The 21015-nt window shown below is 36.4% G+C and carries 21 protein-coding genes and 1 tRNA gene; 10 read left to right on the top strand and 12 right to left on the bottom strand.

Translation table 11 applies throughout. The features are described 5' to 3' along the window. Window positions 1–9 precede the first annotated feature (9 nt). The 3 genes from K348_RS0116520 to K348_RS0116510 all read left to right on the top strand — a co-directional run bounded on the left by K348_RS0116520 (window position 10) and on the right by K348_RS0116510 (window position 1870). Window positions 10–252, top strand: a complete 243-nt coding sequence (locus K348_RS0116520; protein ID WP_051697967.1) for a hypothetical protein — start codon at window positions 10–12, stop codon at window positions 250–252. 94 nt (window positions 253–346) lie between these two features. Next, window positions 347–1444: an RHS repeat domain-containing protein gene (locus K348_RS18875; protein ID WP_029906652.1), complete on the top strand. Its 1098-nt coding sequence runs from the start codon at window positions 347–349 to the stop codon at window positions 1442–1444. Between the two features lie 3 nt (window positions 1445–1447). Beyond that, the gene (locus K348_RS0116510) at window positions 1448–1870 is read left to right on the top strand and encodes a hypothetical protein (RefSeq protein ID WP_029906651.1); all 423 of its coding nucleotides are present in this window, start codon (window positions 1448–1450) and stop codon (window positions 1868–1870) included. Window positions 1871–2338: 468 nt separating this feature from the next. On the opposite strand, the gene K348_RS0116505 is transcribed toward K348_RS0116510, so the two are convergent. Beyond that, complete coding sequence (locus K348_RS0116505; RefSeq protein ID WP_029906650.1) at window positions 2339–3508, bottom strand: ATP-binding protein; 1170 nt, start codon at window positions 3506–3508, stop codon at window positions 2339–2341. A 438-nt stretch (window positions 3509–3946) separates the two neighbouring features. Here K348_RS0116505 and K348_RS0116500 point away from each other — a divergent pair, with 438 nt between their 5' ends. Next, window positions 3947–4660 carry a hypothetical protein gene (locus K348_RS0116500; protein ID WP_156032907.1) on the top strand — a complete coding sequence of 238 codons (714 nt, stop codon included), beginning with the start codon at window positions 3947–3949 and terminating at the stop codon, window positions 4658–4660. A 64-nt stretch (window positions 4661–4724) separates the two neighbouring features. Beyond that, window positions 4725–5204: a hypothetical protein gene (locus tag K348_RS0116495; protein WP_029906648.1), complete on the top strand. Its 480-nt coding sequence runs from the start codon at window positions 4725–4727 to the stop codon at window positions 5202–5204. A 247-nt stretch (window positions 5205–5451) separates the two neighbouring features. On the opposite strand, the gene K348_RS0116485 is transcribed toward K348_RS0116495, so the two are convergent. From K348_RS0116485 to K348_RS0116470, 4 genes are read right to left on the bottom strand one after another with little or no spacing between them, the layout of a single operon-like run. Then, a complete protein-coding gene (locus K348_RS0116485; RefSeq protein WP_029906647.1) occupies window positions 5452–6510 on the bottom strand; it encodes a hypothetical protein in 1059 nt (352 codons plus the stop codon). 37 nt (window positions 6511–6547) lie between these two features. Continuing rightward, window positions 6548–7213, bottom strand: coding sequence for a hypothetical protein (locus tag K348_RS0116480; protein ID WP_029906646.1), 666 nt, complete (start codon window positions 7211–7213; stop codon window positions 6548–6550). 2 nt (window positions 7214–7215) lie between these two features. Beyond that, a complete protein-coding gene (locus tag K348_RS19325; protein WP_029906645.1) occupies window positions 7216–8220 on the bottom strand; it encodes a hypothetical protein in 1005 nt (334 codons plus the stop codon). 16 nt (window positions 8221–8236) lie between these two features. After that, complete coding sequence (locus K348_RS0116470) at window positions 8237–9478, bottom strand: hypothetical protein (protein ID WP_029906644.1); 1242 nt, start codon at window positions 9476–9478, stop codon at window positions 8237–8239. Between the two features lie 749 nt (window positions 9479–10227). Between K348_RS0116470 and K348_RS0116460 the strand changes: the two genes are divergently transcribed. Then, the gene (locus tag K348_RS0116460) at window positions 10228–10698 is read left to right on the top strand and encodes a helix-turn-helix domain-containing protein (RefSeq protein ID WP_051697962.1); all 471 of its coding nucleotides are present in this window, start codon (window positions 10228–10230) and stop codon (window positions 10696–10698) included. Window positions 10699–10887: 189 nt separating this feature from the next. On the opposite strand, the gene K348_RS0116455 is transcribed toward K348_RS0116460, so the two are convergent. Further along, a tRNA-Lys gene (locus K348_RS0116455) sits at window positions 10888–10960 on the bottom strand. A 435-nt stretch (window positions 10961–11395) separates the two neighbouring features. On the opposite strand from K348_RS0116455, the gene K348_RS0116450 reads away from it, so the two are divergent. From K348_RS0116450 to K348_RS0116440, 3 genes are all read left to right on the top strand, one after another. Continuing rightward, window positions 11396–12481: a phosphotransferase enzyme family protein gene (locus tag K348_RS0116450; RefSeq protein ID WP_029906641.1), complete on the top strand. Its 1086-nt coding sequence runs from the start codon at window positions 11396–11398 to the stop codon at window positions 12479–12481. 33 nt (window positions 12482–12514) lie between these two features. Beyond that, window positions 12515–14521, top strand: a complete 2007-nt coding sequence (locus K348_RS0116445) for a glycoside hydrolase family 97 protein (RefSeq protein ID WP_029906640.1) — start codon at window positions 12515–12517, stop codon at window positions 14519–14521. Window positions 14522–14975: 454 nt separating this feature from the next. Next, on the top strand, window positions 14976–15317 hold the full coding sequence (locus tag K348_RS0116440) for an MGMT family protein (protein ID WP_029906639.1): 342 nt from the start codon (window positions 14976–14978) through the stop codon (window positions 15315–15317). A gap of 51 nt (window positions 15318–15368) precedes the next feature. Here K348_RS0116440 and rluF read toward each other — a convergent pair whose 3' ends face one another. The 5 genes from rluF to K348_RS0116415 form a co-directional block, all read right to left on the bottom strand. After that, entirely contained in the window at window positions 15369–16358 is a 990-nt protein-coding gene (rluF, locus tag K348_RS0116435; protein WP_029906638.1) for a 23S rRNA pseudouridine(2604) synthase RluF, read from the bottom strand. A 1-nt stretch (window position 16359) separates the two neighbouring features. Then, window positions 16360–17727, bottom strand: coding sequence for a histidine--tRNA ligase (hisS, locus tag K348_RS0116430; protein WP_029906637.1), 1368 nt, complete (start codon window positions 17725–17727; stop codon window positions 16360–16362). 109 nt (window positions 17728–17836) lie between these two features. After that, on the bottom strand, window positions 17837–18526 hold the full coding sequence (locus K348_RS0116425) for a ComF family protein (RefSeq protein WP_029906636.1): 690 nt from the start codon (window positions 18524–18526) through the stop codon (window positions 17837–17839). Beyond that, window positions 18507–18992: a regulatory protein RecX gene (locus tag K348_RS0116420; RefSeq protein ID WP_029906635.1), complete on the bottom strand. Its 486-nt coding sequence runs from the start codon at window positions 18990–18992 to the stop codon at window positions 18507–18509. Before K348_RS0116420 ends, K348_RS0116425 begins: the two co-directional genes overlap by 20 nt. A 121-nt stretch (window positions 18993–19113) precedes the next feature. Continuing rightward, the gene (locus K348_RS0116415; RefSeq protein ID WP_029906634.1) at window positions 19114–19641 is read right to left on the bottom strand and encodes a DJ-1/PfpI family protein; all 528 of its coding nucleotides are present in this window, start codon (window positions 19639–19641) and stop codon (window positions 19114–19116) included. 165 nt (window positions 19642–19806) lie between these two features. Here K348_RS0116415 and K348_RS0116410 point away from each other — a divergent pair, with 165 nt between their 5' ends. Then, on the top strand, window positions 19807–20169 hold the full coding sequence (locus K348_RS0116410; protein ID WP_029906633.1) for a helix-turn-helix domain-containing protein: 363 nt from the start codon (window positions 19807–19809) through the stop codon (window positions 20167–20169). Window positions 20170–20175: 6 nt separating this feature from the next. Here K348_RS0116410 and prmC read toward each other — a convergent pair whose 3' ends face one another. After that, window positions 20176–21015, bottom strand: coding sequence for a peptide chain release factor N(5)-glutamine methyltransferase (prmC, locus tag K348_RS0116405; RefSeq protein ID WP_029906632.1), 840 nt, complete (start codon window positions 21013–21015; stop codon window positions 20176–20178).

Genomic DNA, 21015 nt, shown 5'->3' with positions numbered 1-21015 from the left:
TGTTAAGAAATGGTTGAAAAGATTAACGATTTACTCGCAGAGTGGGATCCTATTGGCATTGGCTTACCTATGTCTAAATACGAATATGTGCAATATGTACCTAACATAATATCACAGAAAGATAATTATTTAAAATTGAAAGAATACATTTTTACAATGTTAGACAATATGGGACTATATTATAATTCTGAATCTGAAGTTGTCCAAAAGGATATTGAGGAATTGATATATAAGATACAGGCTATTAAATGATTAAAAGCGTTTAGGATTAAATAGTCTAATAGCAAAAGTTGAGATTTTTTGCGCATATTCAGTTGACTGTAAGGATTTTAAGGCAGCCTGAAAATTGAATCCTAACTATAATACCGTTCCTGTTATCGGTTCGGGGATTAATGTAAGTTCCCTTACCCAAAGTAAGACCACCGACTACGTAGGTAATATCATCTATGAGAACAACGCACTGAAAAGAGTTTTAGTGGACGGGGGATACATTGAAAGTAATACCTACCACTTTTTTGTGACCGATCATCTTGGCAACAACCGTGTGGTAGCTAATGCAAGCGGAACCGTAGTACAGAAGAGCCATTATTACCCTTTCGGTACTGCTTTTGCAGAGAACTCCACAACCGAGCAGGGCAAGCAGCCGTACAAATACAATGGTAAGGAACTGGATCAGATGCATGGGCTGAATATGTATGATTATGGGGCCAGGTTTTATGAACCAAGTATAGGAAGGTTTAGTACGGTAGATCCGCACGCGGAGAATTATTATAATATTTCCCCACACGCATACGCAGCGAATAATCCAATTAATGTAATTGATCCAACAGGAATGGATACTGTATATGTTAATCATCAGGGTGAAAAAATTGAAAGTATTGCAGGAAAAGGAGAAGATTATATATTAGCACCTGCCTTTTCTCCAAGTATAATTGAAGCAAAACGAATTCAAAAACCGAGAAATGGAACTGTTGCTATAGGATGGACTGTCCTCTCTTTTGATGCACAAGGAGGTATTGCGGGGGATATAAGTAATTCTCATGTAAAAATATTGAAAGGTCCTGATGCAGGAAAGACTCTCTCTTATGAAAATATTACTTTAGGTGCAGGAGGATTAGGTGTTTCAGCAACTACAGGACTTACTTTGTATAATTACCATGGAGATATAAATAACTTTAGGATGGAAGTCTTTGAAGGAGAATCAAATATGAATGTCACATCTATAGATGCAGTTGTTAGTGTTGGATTTGGAACAACAACAGCAGTGAATCAGGCGACAGGAGAAAAAACTTGTTGGAAGAACATTTCTATTGGCGCGGGCATTGGAGTTCCATTAAATGGATATGTTGGCAATACCACATCTACTCGGTATTTAACAGGAACAGAGACAATCCAATATTATAGAGAAACAGGAAAATCAGGTGGTTTTATAAAAGCAAAATAAGATATGGATAATAAAAAGATTATAGTGGGAATCATTTTTTTAAGCTTGTTCTTGTTTAGTTTATATTATTTTGTCGTATTAGATAGGCAAAATGCTCAACAAATAGCTACCGAACAGATTGATAACTATCCTCTATTAAAAGACATTAAAAAAAAATCGCTTATAAATGGTGTCATATTAAGAAAAAATCTTAGCCTTAATCGTTACAATAAAGGAAGTTACATGATTGAACTATCAAATGGCGTAAGATTTGCATTATATGAAACATCCAGAAATTATGAATATGAACCTGAGCCAGATTTAAATAGGTTTATAAAAGAAGGTGATTCCATCTCAGTTCGAGTAAAAAATGATTCTATTTTTGTTTACAGGGAAAGCCATGAATATTATTTCGTCTTGGGAAAAATAATTAATAAAAAGGAATAATTTGTTGTAGTAATCGAAACAGCAGACTATGTAGGCAATATCATCTATGAGAACAACGCACTGAAAAGAGTTTTAGTGGACGGGGGATATATTGAAAATAATGCATACCACTTTTTTGTGACCGACCATTTAGGTAATAATCGTGTTGTGGAAAAACAAATATCAAACCACGAAAATCAATGAATTTGTAAATACAATCCTTAGTGACAATGCAGGATACAGGACAAAATAAAACGACTGACTTCTATTTCTGAAAGTCAGTCGCATCAAGTGATCCGAGCGGGAACACTAAATTTTGTATCTAAATGATTAATAATTAACTATTAAGACACACCCTGTTTTGGTTGTGGCACCGATTAGGTACCGAATAAAACGGTGTGTTTTGTCTACCCCTGACAGCGTTCTGTCTTACAAGATTTTGTATATGTAAATATATAAAATAAATTGAAATAATAGCCTGTTTTATGTTCAATAAGTCAACCCTAACTGCCAAAGAGGGATAACATTTAAAAAGCCGTACTCAATATCGTCTTTTACGATATATCCGTTATCGACTTCTTTAATCTGTTTTTGCCCCTTATTCTTTCCTCCAACTTCAAAAGTGCTGTTGTCAATTAAGAAATCGGCAACGGGAGATGAAAACACATCATATTTAACCCGCATCTGGTTTAAGAAGAATGTTTCCCGAATGTTTCCGATATTTGAAGTATCTTCCGCAAGATTGTAAATCAGATTCGTATTATCCAAATATATCTTATCGACTTTACCCAACCCGCGAATACCTCCGGTATTATCTCTAAGCTGGGCTATCATACCTGCTTCTTCGATATACAGACAATAGTCTGATATATTATTGCGGCTGGCAGATAACATCTCTGCTATCTTACTCATGTTCGGTTTGAATGGTGCGCTTTTAGATATTATTGCAAGTAGTTGTTTCAGTTTTCTGCCTGTTGCCACATTCATATCGGCATACATTGGAATATCATTTTCCAGGGTTTGGTTTATTATCTGTCCTAAACGTATTTCAAAATCTTCTTCCAAGGCAAAAGGATAATAACCTCTTTTTAAATAATCAGCGAAAAGGGGTAATGGGCGTTTCAAATCGGAAATTTCTACTTTGTGCTTTACAATCTCTTCTAATGAATATGTTTTAGCAGGAATTTTATGAAACAGCATCAAATATTCCCGGAAAGATAGGCCTTGCATATTATAAATAACGGCTCTGCGACTCAGGTCGGAAGCTCCCTTCTTAATATCTAAAACAGAGGAACCCGTAAAAACGACTTTTAAGTCTTTATGATAGTCATAAATTAGTTTAAGCTCCTTTGCCCAATCTTTATACTTATGAATTTCATCTATAAATAGGTATTTTCCACCATACTTAGCAAAGGTTTCTGCCAACGTTGTTATTCGATTGTCTACGAAATAGAAATCCTCCGCCGTTACATAAAGTGTTTCGGAAGGATTTAAGTTTTGTTTGATATATTGCAGAACAAGGGTAGTTTTACCTACTCCACGAGGTCCGATAAGTCCTATCATACGACTTTGCCAATTAATCTCAGCATACATATAGCGCAAAAAACTCGTATCGGCTTCTTTTATCAACTTATTAGAATATTCAAATAGCTTTTCCATATTCTCTGTTTTATTACAAAGATAACGCATTTGCACTCAAATAGTGCAAATGTTTAATGTTTTTGTATTGTAACGGTGCTATTTATTGAATATAAACACTAAAAGCCATATCAAACATAAGTTTTAATACTGCCAGTATTATATACAAAATATATTCTTGCCCTGATATTTTAATTATACGGGACAAGAATATAAATAAAACAAACCAAAAGTGAAATGCTATCTTAAAATAGTATCTTTTTTACTTGTTCAGTAATTGATTTACTTTTTTCGAATATACCAGTTGCAGAAAAGAAATCATGTGCTATTGAATTTGAGGAAGAAAGAATTAGTTTTTATGGTGCTGATTCTCCTTACTGTAAATTTGAAAGTGAACCTGTACAATTACATCATACGCCACGCCCTAAGAAAACAGAATACAAACTAAACAAGAAGAAAGTGAGAGAAAAATGTTCTGCTTTCTTCGGGCTGAAACAATCTAAAAAGTTCTTAGCATTTTATTCCATATCCTTTCCAATGGGCTTCCCTGACGAATTCGCCTATCAATGCCTTAATACAGTATTAACCCGAATGAGAGAAGAGTGCGGTCTAAAATCGTATTTATGGATAGCAGAACGCCAAAAGAAAGGAACGATACACTTTCATATGCTCACCAATACATTTATGCATATCAGGAAAGTAAATTCTTTCATGGGAACGGCTATTAACAATCGAATCAAAGACAAAAAGAACAAAGGAAAAATAAAAGTAAACTTTGATATACGGAAGTATAACGGTGTAGATGTGCGCCATGTAAATAATAACAGAAAGGCATTGAATTGCTATCTTACCAAATATGTATCAAAGAATACCGCTTTGTTTCATCGCTTGCCTTATTCGTCCAGCCATGATATAAGCGAATTGTTTACAGCCGAAACATTCATCAATGAAAACTGCTCTGACTTCCGACCAGTCAAAGAAGCACTAAAACATATCACAACCTTTGTAGTGGATAATGAATGGTGTACAATAGAATATCTCTGTCAAAAACAGGATAACGGAAAATTCTTTAATCCGCCTGATGAGTGGTATTGGCTTCGTGATTTCCTAAACGAGCAAATATATAAGAATCACTATGCAAAAGTTAAATTTGATAAGATGCCATTAAGCTAAATTATCTATTCATACAAAACAGTAATAATCTTATAATATTTATAAACAACTAATTGAAATAATTATGAGCAACAAAGAAAATGAACCAGTATTGAAGTTAATTCGTTTCTGTGGAGATGAGATATATCCTGTAATAAGTGCTACATGCCATATAAGTGAGGATAAAGAAGAATCTGTATATAGATTGCATCTTAATATAGATGCCGATTATGGTCTTGTCATACATAATGATATAGAGCCGTTTGAATCACAACCGATTTGGGATTTGACTTACATTGTAGATGCTTTAAATGAAAGCGATTTACAGAAAGGACTAAAAATTGAAATCCCTATTGGAGATGATGAAGAAAGAGTAGAATTTTTATCTATTCTACATTATTGTGAAGCCGAACAAGTAGATAATAATGTGATTGAAATATTGGATGTTAAAGACGATAAGTTACTTATTCGTATTACAGGGGAAACAATAGATGTAAACTACCTCAGCCGTTCAAGACCTAAAATGAAACTATTCATTGAAACATGGTTTGAATGCCTTAAATAAATCTACTTGCATAGTTACTGATGCTATGAAAAACACACCTTAAAAAATACCCATAAAATAATATAACTATGTTTAGAAGCGTTACACTAAAAGATTTAATAAAATACTATGAATGTAGTATGACAACTGCAAAAACACGCTTAAAAGTGATAAGAAAAGCCTGTAAAAAACATCGTATAACGATTTATGACCTCGCTATGTTTGAAGGTTACCCGCCAGAAACGATAAAAGATTATTTAAATGAATATTAGAGGTTCTTATTCACATATTTATTTGGTTCTGTTCTAAGCAAGTCCAGCCATTGCATATACATTTCTTCGGGCATTTGTCGATAACCTGATTTATGTAAATGAATATATATGGATTCCATTTCAGCATACATATTTTTTATATTTTCATCAGAGAAAAGGGCATCGGGCTTTTTCAGGTTCTTGGCTTTCATTAGCGAATGAATATAATGCTTTTGCGCTTCGGCTTTAGTCAGCATAGCATTTACATTAGTAGGGTGGTATTCTAAGACCTTATTGCAGCATTTGATAACAAATTCGGGGTTATCCTTGCCATATTTATGTTGATAGCCCTGCGCTAAATCTACAAGGCAATTAGCGACAGCTTGTTTATTACTAAGGGTATCCATGTAAAGACCGTTGCGAATAGCATCGATAGTCACATAACCCGAAGCGATAATCCATGCGTCAATGGGAAATGTAGCGCTTGTCAGTTCTGTATTATACCATCCCGATTTTTCTGAAAATAATTTGATATAGATGTGGTTCGGAGCAAAAGCAAGATTACAGGGTACATCAAATTTATCGGCAAGAATTTTATATAAATAAGGCAATGAATGACAGTTGCCTTTTTCTGTTTTCAATAGCTTTGATACAAACATTTTTGTCCAATTTGTTTGTCCTAAAGGATCTTCGAAGTCATAGGTTAATGGTTTATGCTCATAGATAAGCATAGAATCAACAGGAATTAAGATTGTGTCTGTAAGGACTTTAAATATGGCTGCGTGTGTGGTAATTATATCTTTGTCTTTCTCGGCATAGGCAATCAATTCAGAATTGGAGAGACCTTTTATTAATCGGCAAAGGGTTTCATATTTCTCATTTATTTGTTGAGAATCTAATTTCCCATCAAAGTAGACATATTCTGTCAATAATACTGCATCTTTAAAATTTAAGCTAATTTTGTCTGAAAGCATATTATCTATATGAGAAAAGGCTTCCTCGTAGTATGTATCTTGGGCATGTGCGCCAATATTAACTATAAACAAAATACTTAAGAATAATACTGTTCGTTTCATATAACTATTTACATCTTACATTATACTTCTGTTTATCTTACCATGCAACGCACCAATAAATAATCATGTCATCAGGAGTTCTATAAGCAACACCACTTGTATATCCATGTTTTAGCCCATCTGGCAATATAGACCAATTGTATTTCATATATTCGGGTAATACAAAATCTCTTCCAGATTTCATTATTAATATTTCATAATCTGTTGGCAATCCACAAATTGATAAATTACCTTGGCTTTTTCTATGACGAGATTCTGTATATCCAGAAAAGGAAGGAAGTATATATTTTGACTTTTGGTATTTCTCTTTCAAAAATAAAGTATCATAAATATTAAATAAATCTTCTTCATTTCTAACAATAAAGTAATTGTCATCAGTCAACATTAAACTATCTATTGCGCAATCTCTATATTCTTTAACTAGTTTATTGTAGGAGTATCTGCTTGAGGGTAGCTGCGCCCGAATATAATAAGATTCTATAAAAATAGGTGCTTTTTCATTACCAGACTTTTTTCTTGCATTCGTTTCAATATAACTGCTTCCTGTAAAATCGGATGACTCCTTTATAGGATAAAACGAATATAATGAATCTGGGATCACTAAGCTATCTTCTTTTATATTATTCTTATTTTTGGGTGTGCAAAATTGAAAACAGAATAAACATATTAGGATGTAAAGAATTTTTATAAATCTGATTACCATGGCTAATTAAGTATTTTACTTAGAAAATTTGAAATTGTTTTTACTATTGGACTTTGAGGCTTTGGTGCTGAATAATGATATGTTTCTGTATATTTAGTAGTTTGATACCTACCCCCTAAATGATTTCTGACATCTTTTTTTATATCTAATGGAGCATAAGAACGGGTGCTACGTACATCTGTAAGCCCTTTTGGGACATATTTATATTCAATCCCTGCCGATTCAGATATAACTTCACTTGGAAAATCTCCTCCTCCTGCACCCTGTTTCATACCTCTTTTTTGGGTTTTTAAAGGAACACGCTTACCTCCACCACTTCCCGGCGATGGCTCGGAAAAGTATTTTATATGTTCTGTTATTTCTATATGTTCTTTGGATATCTGTTTTGAATATCCCTGTAAATCCATAAAGTTTGCAGACAAGTCATTAAAACTATAAGATTCTCTATCTAATACATTGAAAGATCCTCCTTTTTCTCCATAAATTCCCCATATAACATTATCCCCAAACATATTATCCGCACCCATACGGTCATAATAAGATATATCCCCTATCGCATATTTCTCCAACTGTTCTTTATTTAAAGATGATAAATCTTCAACACCTCTAACAAAAACTACATTTCCATTTTCTCGATTAGTAAACCAATCCATTCCAGTCGGGTCTGTTCTTAAAATTGGATTATTTCCTACATACACGTACGGCGACCAAGAATAATATTTTTCCGCCAGCGGGTCAACCGTCAAAAAACGGCTTGTAGCCTCTGCCCTGTAAGCATATTTTGTTGTATCTTCTTCTAAGAACTTAACGACCTTGTTTGTACGGGTATTAATTAATACTGTTCCTACCTGCATTACCTCTTTGTTGATAAAGGTTTCTTTGTATTTTCCTTTACTCAATGTAAGCGGCTCTTTTGTTACTCCATGCTTCTTAAAAATATCCTCTTGTGCCTGTGTGACTAAACAGGTAACAAATAAAATAGCTAAAAATAACGCTGCCTTTTTCATATATGGTTGATTTAAGTTATTCTATTAATCTTAATGCGTTCTTATATCTTATATCATGTTCGCGCCTTTCTTTTTCCTCATTGACCGAATTAAGCCAACTTTCATAGACTTCTTTAGGCATTTCAACATAACCTATTTCATCTAATTTGCGGTATACTTTATTCCTTTCTTCAAACAATTTATAAATATAAGGATAATTCACTTTCAATGTGTCAGGCGGTGGGCTTCCTACCTGATGGGCGGCATAACTCAAGTGTATAGAATGATAATTAGATTTTATCGCTAAAGCCGTTGTATTTGTCGGGGCATAGGATAATGCTGAATCAACGCATTGAATAACGAATTTGTCATATCCGTATTTATGAATATAACCCGAAGCTAAATCGGACAAACAATGTGCTATAACTTGTTTCTTTGTCTGGGGTTGCATATAAACTCCATGCTTTATAGCTGCTGCATTTATAAAACCCGAACCGATAATAAAAGCATCTGTTGTCATTATACCTTGTGTCAACTCAATGTTATACCAATTATTATCCCTATCCTTAAACTTAATATAAGAGTGTTGAGGTGAAAAAGCAAGGCTTGCTTCTGCGCCTACCTTTTCGCATAATATAAGATAAAGCAACGGTAAAGAATGGCATTGTCCTTTATGAGATGATAAGAGTTTAGTCACAAATAATTTTGAAAAATCCTGCTCTCCTCTAAAGTCGTCAAAGTCATATTGCATAGGAAAGGATATGGATGTTCTTTCCCGCATCGGAAATTTAATCTTTAAAGTATCAGCCATAACTCGATATAACATAATATTCTTTGTTATAGGATTATTCCAATTTAAACCATCTTGTCCTGCTTTTAACTTTGCAATGGTAGCCATTTGAGAAATAATTTCCTCATATTTCTTTTTGTCTAATAATCCCTCAAAATAGGCATTTTCGACAGCGAATACAGCATCTTTGAGATTAAGTGGTGTTTTGTCTTGAAGCATATTGAGCAACTTCTGTGCAGTCTGATAATAGAGGTCTGTGCCTTGTGTACCAGTCCAAGAGGGTAAATCATACTGTATCGATGGTGAACCAAATAAATCCCTGTCAGACATTTGCTGCATATCCATATTCATACGTTGAACAGTTAATCTATCCTGTTCATACATATTCAGTTGTTGCTGATTGCGATTGTTGGTAGTTGGAAAAGTAGGAATATTGGGAGTTTGATTATTTTGGTTATGAGAATTACCGATAATGATACTACGTGACATTGTTGCGGGTTGCGGTGTTTTCACAACAATTCCCTGTCCAAATATACTAATTATGCTGATTGACAGAAGCAAAGAAATAGTAAATATGTATTTGTATGGTATCACGTATTTTCAGATTTTAAGGCAATATCATCCTTTGTAAAATTAAATCTTTTTTACAACTAAACAAGCTGCTTGTTAATCTTTTATTTTGTTATTTATACTAATGAAAAACACACCTTAAAAAAAGAATGCCCCCTTTAATATCGGGAGCACTCAAAAGCTTATTTACAATCCCATTGGGTAGTCTATATCAGTCATTTTAAAAAAATATACATTGATACAAATATTGTTTACCATTTCGCAGCTAACTACACAATTTTTCTGTTGGAGTTCAATTATAAATTTAGTCCTGTCTTTTTTACAAGGATACAATACTTTTAAATCTGTGAAATTGTTTATAAAGTCTGTAAAGTGCATTCCGTTAAATTGGTCTGTTACTTTGTGTTCAGGTTGGATAGTCGTGAGTAAATAGAGTTGTATCGCTGTATGTGTGTTTGATGCTTTTCCCATTAGTATAAGTTTTATAACGACAAAAGTAGGTTCGATATTTTGCATATAGAATAATTGACAAATCATAAATACATATCTGATACATAGGTAAATAAAATAAGAATTTATAAAAAACAATTATGAATGTTGATTTATACATATAAAATGTTAATTTTGAAGTGTCATAACTCATATCGTATAAATTATGGATGAAATAGTTGAAAAGAAAAAAAATAATACATCAGGGTAGAAATGTCAAAATAGTAAGAGAATCGAAAGGACTTTATCAAAAAGATTTAGGATATAAAATAAATAAAGAGCAAAGCGATATTTCTAAAATAGAAAATAAAGAGATTATAGAGGAAGATTTATTGGAACAAATAGCTTTAGCTTTGGAAGTTCCTGTCGAATTTCTAAAGAACTTTGATTTGGAAGGTGCAACAAAAGCTTATTATAATACTACTACTGTAAATTCCGAAAATTCCCGTGATATGGTTAATAATCAAGGAACAATATTTTATCCAGTAGATGAGTTAACTTCTCTTTCTGAAAAGTTCTTAAATATGCAAAAGGAGCATTATGAAAAGGAGCAAATGTTGGCTAATAACTTTCATCAAAAAGAAATTGAGCTATCTACTGAAATAGCATTATTGAAGCAGGAATTAAACTTATTGAAAAATAAGAAGTAAAGATGTAAACTATATAAAATGAACTACCCTCCGAAGTATCAGAGGGTATTTTTATATCTACTTATCTTAAAATCATTAACAAGGTATATAGAGTATATCCTTAAAAAACAAAACACACCGTTTACTTCCTAAATTGGTGTGTAAAACGGTGTGAAATCTTTGTATGTTGCTGATTTCCAGCCTTATCAGTGATCCCGCTGGGGCTCGAACCCAGGACCCCATCATTAAAAGTGATGTGCTCTACCTGCTGAGCTACGGAATCTCCCTATTGCTTTATCAAAGCGAGTGCAAAGGTAGTAGAAAATATTTATTCTCCAAATTTATACTCTCAAAAAATACACATTATTACAGTTTTCCTCATTCTGTATGATATCTGTTGGTGCTCCCGTCAATAAAAATCGTTATTGAATTACTGATTTTAAAACAATTACTCTTTTGCTCATTAAAAAAGTAATAGTCTACTCAGTTTAATTTTTATTAACAAACATAATTTTCTTATCAGATTACAAAATCAATTCAAATATCGTTTATATATAGATAATTGAAATATGAAAAAACACAGAAAAATGAATGTTAAGAGAAATGAAGTTATTATCTTCGTTCAATATTTGACCTTAAACCAATACCGGTCTTGCAATTCAATCTCATTGCAAAACATCGATAACGATTATAATCTTAATTTAATAATAAAAGACCTATGAATGCAGGAAAACACTTTTCTTTCGACGGACAGGTAAAGGAAATTCGTCCGCTTGGCGAAGGACTTATTAATGATACTTTCTTTGTAGAGACTGTCGGTGACAGTCCAAACTACATCTTGCAGAAGAAGAATAAAAACATCTTCAAGGATATTCCGGCAATGATGGACAATATCCATAAAGTAACCTCTCATCTTAAAGAAAAGATTATCAAAAAAGGTGGAAATCCTTTACGTGAAGCTCTTACAATAACACCTACCAAAGACAATAAATTGTATTATCTCGATGAAGAAGGTGAATACTGGGCTGCCTGCCTGTTTATTGATAATACGCTGACATACGAATATGCCGATTCTCCCGAACTCGCTGCACGCGGAGGAAAAGGTATCGGACAATTTCAGGCAATGCTCGCCGACATGAATGAACCGCTAGCTGATATATTGCCCGGCTTTCATAATATGAAATACCGTTTCCAACAATGGGACGAGGTATTAATGAAAGATCCGGTAGCAAGAAAATCGCAGGTACAGAAAGAAATAGAATGGATAGAAAGCCGACGAAACGAAATGCTTGCCTTATGGGAAAAATTCGAAGCGGGGGAAATACCGGTAAGAATTACCCACAACGATACCAAGATAAATAATATCCTGTTCGATAAACAGGGGAATGTCTTGTGCGTCATCGATCTCGATACAGTGTTGAGCAGTATGTGCCTCAACGATTACGGTGATGCTATACGATCATATACAAACGCCGGAAAGGAAGACGATGAAAATCTTGACAAGGTATATGTTAAAATGGATATATTCGAAGGATATACCAAAGGATATTTATCCGAAGCAATCTCATTCTTAACTCCGGCAGAGATAGAAAATCTGGCTTTCTCTGCCAAATACATTACTTTCGAACAAGTACTGCGTTTCCTTATGGATTACATCGACGGCGATAATTACTATAAGGTAAAAGATGAAAAACACAACCTCGTTCGCACCCGTGCTCAATATAAGCTTCTCCGATCGATGGAAGAGAATTACGATATGATGTGCAACATTGTGAATAAACTTGTTGCCGACCTCCGAAAATAACCCAAAACCATTAACCCTCAAATATCAATAACAATGAGAAAAAACAATCTGACAATCTTATCATTATTCAGTTTATTACTCTGTTATTCAATGACGATGGACGCTCAAAAACAATTTACGCTAAAAGCTCCTGATGGAAAGCTGCAAGCCAATATCACTATCGGCAAGACTATAGAGTATTCTGTATCTCATGCCGGAGATCTGATGCTCGATAAGTCTCCTCTTTCAATGACACTCGTTGGCGGCACTACTTTAGGTCTCGAACCCAAGTTATCCGGCTCATCTACAAAAACAGTCAATCAAATAATAGATGCACCTGTTTACAAACGCAGCAAGGTAATAGACAATTACAACGAGCTTACTCTCAGATTCAAGGGAGATTATAATATCATATTCCGCGCCTATAATGACGGTATTGCCTACCGCTTCGTATCCATTTCTAAGAAACCTTTCATCGTGGAAAACGAGCAGGCAGAATATAATTTCCCTGCCGATCACAAAGCTTTTATAGCATACACAAACCGCTCCGAGAATACACCTATTGAAAAGCAATACATGAATTCTTTCGAACAACCCTACCACAATATATCCTTATCGGAATGGAACAAAAAGCGTCTCGGCATTTCACCATTGGTTGTCGAAGGAGCGAATGGTAAAAAGATATGCATCGCAGAAGCCGATCTTATGAACTATCCCGGAATGTTTCTCTATCCGGGTGACAAAGCCAACAGTCTGAAAGGTGTTTTTGCGCCTTATCCTAAAGATACACGTCAAGGAGGTCACAACGAATTACAGATATTGGTCGACACCCGCGAACCATACATAGCCAAGTTCGATGCCGGAACAAGCTTCCCGTGGAGAACTATCATAGTAGCTGAGAAAGATTCGGAACTGGCAGACAGCGATATGATCTTTAAACTTGCTACTCCTTCTCAGGGCGACTATTCATGGGTGAAACCGGGCAAGGTAGCCTGGGAATGGTGGAACGACTGGAATCTGTACAATGTCGATTTCAAAACCGGTGTAAACAACGAAACATATAAGTACTACATTGACTTCGCATCAAAATACGGCATCGAATACGTCATTCTCGACGAAGGCTGGGCGGTTAATAAAAAAGCCGACCTGTTTCAGGTAGTACCGGAAATAAACCTGCCGGAGCTTTCCGCCTATGCTCAAAGCAAGAATGTAGATCTCATACTTTGGGCGGGATACCATGCTTTCGACAGAGACCTTGAAAGGGTATGCAAGCATTACAGCGAAATGGGCATCAAAGGATTCAAAGTAGACTTTATGGATCGCGACGACCAGATCATGGTCGACTTCCACCGCCGCGCTGCCGAAATGGGTGCCAAATATAAGGTGCTTATCGATTTCCACGGGACATACAAGCCGACAGGACTTCAACGCACTTACCCTAACGTAATCAATTTTGAAGGAGTGAACGGTCTTGAACAACTGAAATGGTCGGGGCCTGAACTCGATCAGGTAACATACGATGTCACCATGCCGTTTATCCGTCAGGTAGCCGGCCCTGTTGACTATACACAGGGAGCGATGCGCAATGCCACAAAAGGTAACTACAGAAGCGTATATAGCGAAACTATGAGTCAGGGAACGCGTTGCCGTCAGCTAGCAGAATACATCATATTCGAATCCCCGATTAATATGCTTTGCGACAGCCCGTCTAATTATATGGCCGAACCTGAATGTACAGAGTTTATAGCCAAAGTACCTACCGTGTGGGATAATACAATATCTCTCGACGGACAGATAGGCAAATACATCGCTATTGCACGGCAGAAAGGCAACGAATGGTATGTAGGTACCCTGACAAATTGGGATGCCCGTAAAATGGAGATAGACCTGTCATTTCTCGGCGAAGGAAACTTCAAAGGCGAGGTATTCAAAGACGGGGCAAACGCTCACCGTGCTGCCCGTGACTATAAAAAAGAAACGATAGACATACCTGCTAACAAAAAGTTACCGGTATCTATGGCTCCGGGTGGCGGCTATGTCATCCAAATCACTAAAAAGTAACACTTCGATACAGAAATTGGCAATAGGGGTTATCCACTCGGGTAATCCCTGTTTTTATACCTACACTATTTTAACAGTATCCATTCCTAAACCAAATTATTATTTATACTTATTAACCATTTATTGTTAAAAAGTAACAAAAGTAACGGATTTTACAGTTAGCAGTCAACAGTTAGCAGTTAACAATATTTCTTTGGGGCCTTGTGACTTTGCGAGAGGCAATGTTAAAAAGTAACAAAAGTAACAGGAACTAATTAATAATTAAAAATGAACAATTAATAATCCGTAACTCGTAACTGCCCGCAGGGCGAAGTAACTTGTAACTAAAACCTATGTCAAAGAGCTAATGGCTAACGGCTAAAAGCTATCAGCTATTATTATATAGATAAAATTATAAGCATAATAAACGATATCACTACTTGATATATTATATTTGTATAAGAGTAAATTTATTATGACCAAAGTCGATAAAAAAGATTTTACAAGAGCCGTAAATGAGATTGTGAGAATGATTCCATACGGGCGGGCTACAAGCTACGGCGCTATTGCCAAAGCGATAGGTTATCCCAATATGTCGCGTATGGTAGGGCATTTAATAGGTGGAGACGACGGAGGAGGTGCTGTTCCGGCATATCGCGTGGTTAACAGCAGCGGAGTATTGTCGGGAAAAGAATCTTTCGGAAGTTCGGGCGAAATGCAACAGCTACTGGAAGCCGAAGGTATTACAGTCGTAAACGATAAAATAAAAAACTGGAAAAAAGTATTTTGGAATCCATTGGATGAGATAGAATTATAAATAACAAGAGCCGGCTTACTACCGGCTCTTGCTTTTCTTATTATTCTTATGTTACTTTTTCTTCGATTGGGGACGTGGCTTCGGTTTAGGCTTATTTGCCGCCACCTTTTGTTTGCCTACACGTAGTCCGCTTGCAGGTTTGCCTTTATGCTTCGGTTTTACCTTTCCTGTAGCGTTTTCTTCCGGAGCAAATGAACCCTTAGGTTTATCTGTTTTCTTCTCCTTAGCATATTTATTTGCAATGCCGGCTTTCCGGCGGTCGGTCTTTATATCGGATTTTTCAAGTTCCCTGTTGAATGACTTATTGCTGCCGCCTGTCTTCTTACTCTTTTCGGTTTTCTCCGAATCTTCCAGCAAATCGAATAATCCTTCCAGTTCAGCATTAGTCAGGTCTCTCCAGTTCCCTTGTCCCAGATTACCCAGTTCTATATTCATTATCTTAATGCGCTCCAGTCTGGTAACCTCATAACCGAGATATTCGCACATGCGTCTTATCTGCCTGTTCAGGCCCTGAATAAGCGTTATTTTGAATGTGTAGGGATTTATTTCCGTCAATTCGCATTTACGGGTAACACGGTCGAGGATAGGTATTCCCTGCGACATCCGTGTAATGAAATCCTTTGTTATTGGCTTATCAACCTTTACTATATAGTCTTTCTTATGGTTGTTCCCTACCCTGAGTATCTTATTTACAATATCACCGTCGTTTGTCAACAATATCAGACCTTGTGAATCTTTATCCAGACGACCAATAGGAAAAATACGCTGCTCATGCCTTATAAAATTCACGATATTGTCTTTCTCGAGCGGGTCGGTCGTACTCACAATGCCCACAGGCTTATTGAAAGCAATATATACGGGTTCAATATCATTGACAATAAGTTCGCCATTCACCCTTACCTTTTGCTTCGGCAGTACTCTCATGCCTACCGTGGCACGTTTTCCGTTTATAGTTACCTTACCGTTTTCGATAAGCTTATCTGCTTCGCGCCGGGAACAGAAACCCGAATTACTGATATATTTGTTAAGCCTGTATTCCATTTTATTTTACTGATGTAAGTATATTGATGCATTCTTCGAGGCTCAGCAACTGCTGCTCGCCCGTTTGCATATTTTTCAGTGTCATTTTATTTTCCGCCATTTCATTTTCGCCGATAATGGCTACATACGGTATTTTGTTCGAATCGGCATACGACATCTGCTTTTTCATTTTCGCAGCTTCGGGGTAAATCTCTGTAGAAATGCTTGCCTGACGTATTTTTGTAATGACAGGAAGGATATATTTTTCTTCCGCTTCACCGAAATTGACAAACAGTACCTGCGTATTTTGTATAGAATCTTTCGGATATAAATCCAGCTGGTTCAATACATCGAAAATACGGTCGGCACCGAAAGAGAATCCTACGCCCGATACTCCCTGCAGCCCGAATATACCTGTCAGGTTATCGTAACGTCCGCCGCCTGTGATGCTTCCTATCTGCACATCCAAAGCCTTGACTTCGATGATAGCACCTGTATAATAGTTCAATCCGCGGGCGAGCGTCAAATCCAGCTCTAATTGTGAACGGATGCCCATAATTTTCAGTCTGTCAAGAATGAATGCAATTTCTTCCACCCCTTTGACACCCGTTTCAGATTTTTCGAGAATTGTCCTCAGCGTCTGCAGCTTTTCTTCATTCGAACCCTCTAAAAGGATTATCGGCTGAAGTTGTTCTATAGCTTTCTGCGAGATACCTTTTGATGCCAGTTCTTCATTTACCTTGTCCAGACCTATCTTATCCAGCTTGTCTATGGCAATGGTAATATCCGTGATTTTGTCCGACTCACCTATAATTTCGGCAATGCCCGACAATATTTTGCGGTTGTTCAGCTTGATACATACACGGATACCGAAACGGTGGAATACCTCGTCGATAATCTGAATAAGTTCCACCTCATTTATCAACGAATCTGAACCTACTATATCGGCATCGCACTGGAAAAACTCGCGATAACGCCCTTTTTGCGGACGGTCGGCACGCCATACAGGCTGTATCTGATAGCGTTTGAACGGAAATGTAATTTCATTGCGGTGCATCACCACGTAGCGTGCAAACGGCACGGTGAGGTCGTAACGGAGACCTTTTTCGCTCAGCTTGGTAGCGAGCCGGTTTACATTCCTTTCTGTCAGTTCTTCGTCTTTGATATCCTTCAGATAATCACCCGAGTTCAGAATTTTGAATAAAAGCTTATCCCCTTCTTCGCCGTACTTACCCATCAGTGTCGAGAGGTTTTCCATAGCCGGAGTTTCTATCTGGCGGAAACCATACAATTTGAATACTTCGCGGATAGTATAGAAAATATAGTTACGCTTCGCCATTTCTTCAGGCGAAAAATCTCTTGTTCCTTTAGGAATTGAAGGTTGCGACATAGCTTTATATTTCAAAAATGTAAGTAACTGTTTATTTGAGGTGCAAAGGTAAAAAATTAGTTACAATTTACGGCTTGTATCAGGGCATTAACTTTTATCGTACAAATTATTAGCCGGCTGTACCTACCGCATAAATGCTTATACGGCAGCCGTCGCATTTAAGTAATTCCTTAGCGCAGGATTCTAATGTAGAACCTGTTGTAATTACATCGTCTACCAAAAGGATATGTTTATTTTTAAAAGTTTCTGTATCGGTAAGTTGAAAGATATCTTCTACATTCTTCCAGCGGTCGAAACGCGAATTCTTAGTCTGCGATTTATTGTTTACCTTTCTGATTAAGGTTTCATTATCGATTGCAATACCCGTTACTTTCGATATTCCTTTGCAGATTTCTAGTGACTGATTGTATCCCCTTTGCTTTTCCCGCTTCGGATGCAATGGCACGGGCACCAGATAATCGATACTTGCAATAAAATCGCTGTCTTTTATATTTTCTCCGCAAAGTTCACCGATAAAATTCCCGATTTTGGGATTACGCTGATATTTCAGTTCATGGATAACAGACTGGATGCTGCCACCTTTCACAAAGTACGCATATGCCGCAATATGCTGAAAAGGAATACGTCCGGCAAAGAACTGTTCCAGACGGTTATCGGGTTGCAGATGAAAGTTTGTTTTAGGAAGCAGAAATAGACAATCGGTGCAGATGTGCAGTTCTCCCTCCGATAGCCTCTCTTTGCAGACCACACAAAGGTCGGGAAAGAACAGATTCAGGAAATTACGAAACAGATTCCTCATAATCTCCACCCAGAAGTTTATTTACACACTTGATAGTTAAATCAATGGGAAAGCCTCGTCCGAGCGCAAAGCGAATGAGTTTCGTCTTTCTGTCATAGTCATTTTTCCCCTTTACGGATTTTGCTTTTATTGTGAGGATATGCATCAGCTGTTCTTCAAATTCATCTCCGGAAAGTTCTTCAAATACAGGATTATAAATAGATTCGGATATCTTTTTTTTCTTTAGTTCAAAAATAATTTTAGCCTTTCCCCATTTGTTAAACTTCATCTTATCGTTTATAAAGCTTTTGGCAAAACGCGCATCATCGAGATATCGTTCTTTTTTCAATCTATCGATAATCCGTTTTATAGCATCACTTTCCAGTTCCCATGCAACCAGTTTTTTGCGCACATCATATTCGCATCGTTCCGCTTTGGAACAATAAGCTGCTACGCGATTGAGGGCTTGGGGTTCGGTAAGTTTCATACTATCTCAGGATTTTGGTGTAAGCAATATCAAAAATAGATAAAAATTCGATAGTAGTAAATATAAAAAGCGGTCACTATCGCAACCGCTTCCTTATGCTAGATACTAAAGACCCGATATTTTACTTCAATGCTTTTAAAATTTCAGGTATAAGTTCGGGAATTGTGTTCTCAGTCTGTGCCGTATAAAAATTACCGTCTACAACTGTTTTCTCATCTGTTCCTATACATCCTTTCACCGCAGTTTTAGCATATGGATGCAAAGCAACTTTGCGACCGTCAACAATACCGAGATTATCAAAAAACATCGCTGCAGCACAGTGTCCGATCATAATCTTATCCTTATCGGCAAAAGCTTTTATTACAGCCAGCATGTCCTGATTGAACTGCTTTTCTGCATTTTCATTATACTTAGGAATAGCATCTCCACAACCGAAAACTAATGCATCGTATTCATCTTCATGCCCTTTAAGATTAGTAATTACATCATCCAATTTGATGCTGATTCCCGAATTTGTTTTAATTTCACTTGTTTCCGACACGGCATAGGTCTTGTACTGAATACCGTTTTCGTAGAATGCTTCCAGATACTGGAACAATCCGGCCCCGTTTACAGGGTTTACCGCTAATACTGCAACTTTCTTTCCCATGGTTGTTAATTTTAATGGTTTATATTAGTTACTAATAGTAATTATATTACTTTTGTTATGCAAACATATAATTAGTAATCGGATATTGCAAGAACGAACTTATTGATAATTAAGTTACACGGATGTTAGTAATGCTGATTATCAAAGATATAAAATTAAATAAAAATGAAAACTTTTTTACATATCGAAGCTTGCCCTATCAGGGATATTATCAGCCGGCTGGGAGATAAATGGTCGCTTCTGGTACTTGCTACCTTAAATGTAAACGGTACAATGCGCTTTAATGATATCCACAAATCTATCGGCGACATTTCGCAACGGATGCTCACCGTTACGTTAAGGTCGTTAGAGGCTGACGGACTTGTGGTGAGAAAGATTTATGCCGAAGTTCCGCCACGGGTAGAATATAAACTGACCGAATCGGGTAGTGAGTTGATGCCTTATCTCAATAATCTTGTAGAATGGGCTGTAAAGAATATGGAAAATATAGAAAATAACAGGAAAAAATACGAAAAGATAAAAGCCTGATAAAAATCAATTCTGCTTTTCCGCTCTTACCATTCGGTCTTTTTTACTTAAATCCTGAAACAGAGCGATATTTTTGAATCCTTTCTTTTCCAGCATAGCAACAGTTTCCTTTCCTTTTGCCTGATTGATTTCGAAATATAGTTTTCCGTCCGGATTCAGTAAATCGAGCGCTATATCTGCAATGCGTTCATAGAAAATAAGAGCATCATTATCAGGGACAAATAAGGCTGTATGAGGTTCATAAGCCAATACATTTTGTTCCATTGCCGATTTCTCGCTTTCCAATACATAAGGGGGATTGCTGACTATGATATCGAATTTTTTATCCTGAGGATAATCAACCAATACATCTACCCTTTTAAAAGAAATATCTACCGAATTAGCCTTTGAATTTATTACCGCTACATCCAGAGCCATAACCGATATATCCCATGCCGTAACGTTGGCATTATTCATTTGTTTGGCAAGGGCGATAGCAATAGCACCGCTGCCTGTGCCAATATCCAGTACTGTAAGATTCGGTTCCTTATTTTCATTCAGGATAAGTTCAACTAATTCCTCAGTCTCGGGACGTGGAATAAGTACATTCCGGTTGACAAAAAACGGTAATCCGTAAAATTCCGTTTCTTCTGTTATGTATTGTATGGGCTCGTATTTCTTCAGCCTGTCGAGTATGGAATCTATTTGCGCATAAGACTCCTGTGAAAGAATAAACGGGTCGATATATACCTGCTGATAAGGCTTCTTCGTAATATATTCTATTATAATACGCGTAAATCCCGAAATCTCACTTTCGGGATAATACGCTTTTAATGATTCTTTTATGTATGGAATTGCTTTACGCAT

This window comes from Prevotella sp. 10(H) (genome assembly GCF_000711235.1).
Taxonomy (GTDB): domain Bacteria; phylum Bacteroidota; class Bacteroidia; order Bacteroidales; family Dysgonomonadaceae; genus Dysgonomonas.
Note: the sequence above shows the minus strand (reverse complement) of the source record. Positions and strands in the feature narration are given on the sequence as shown.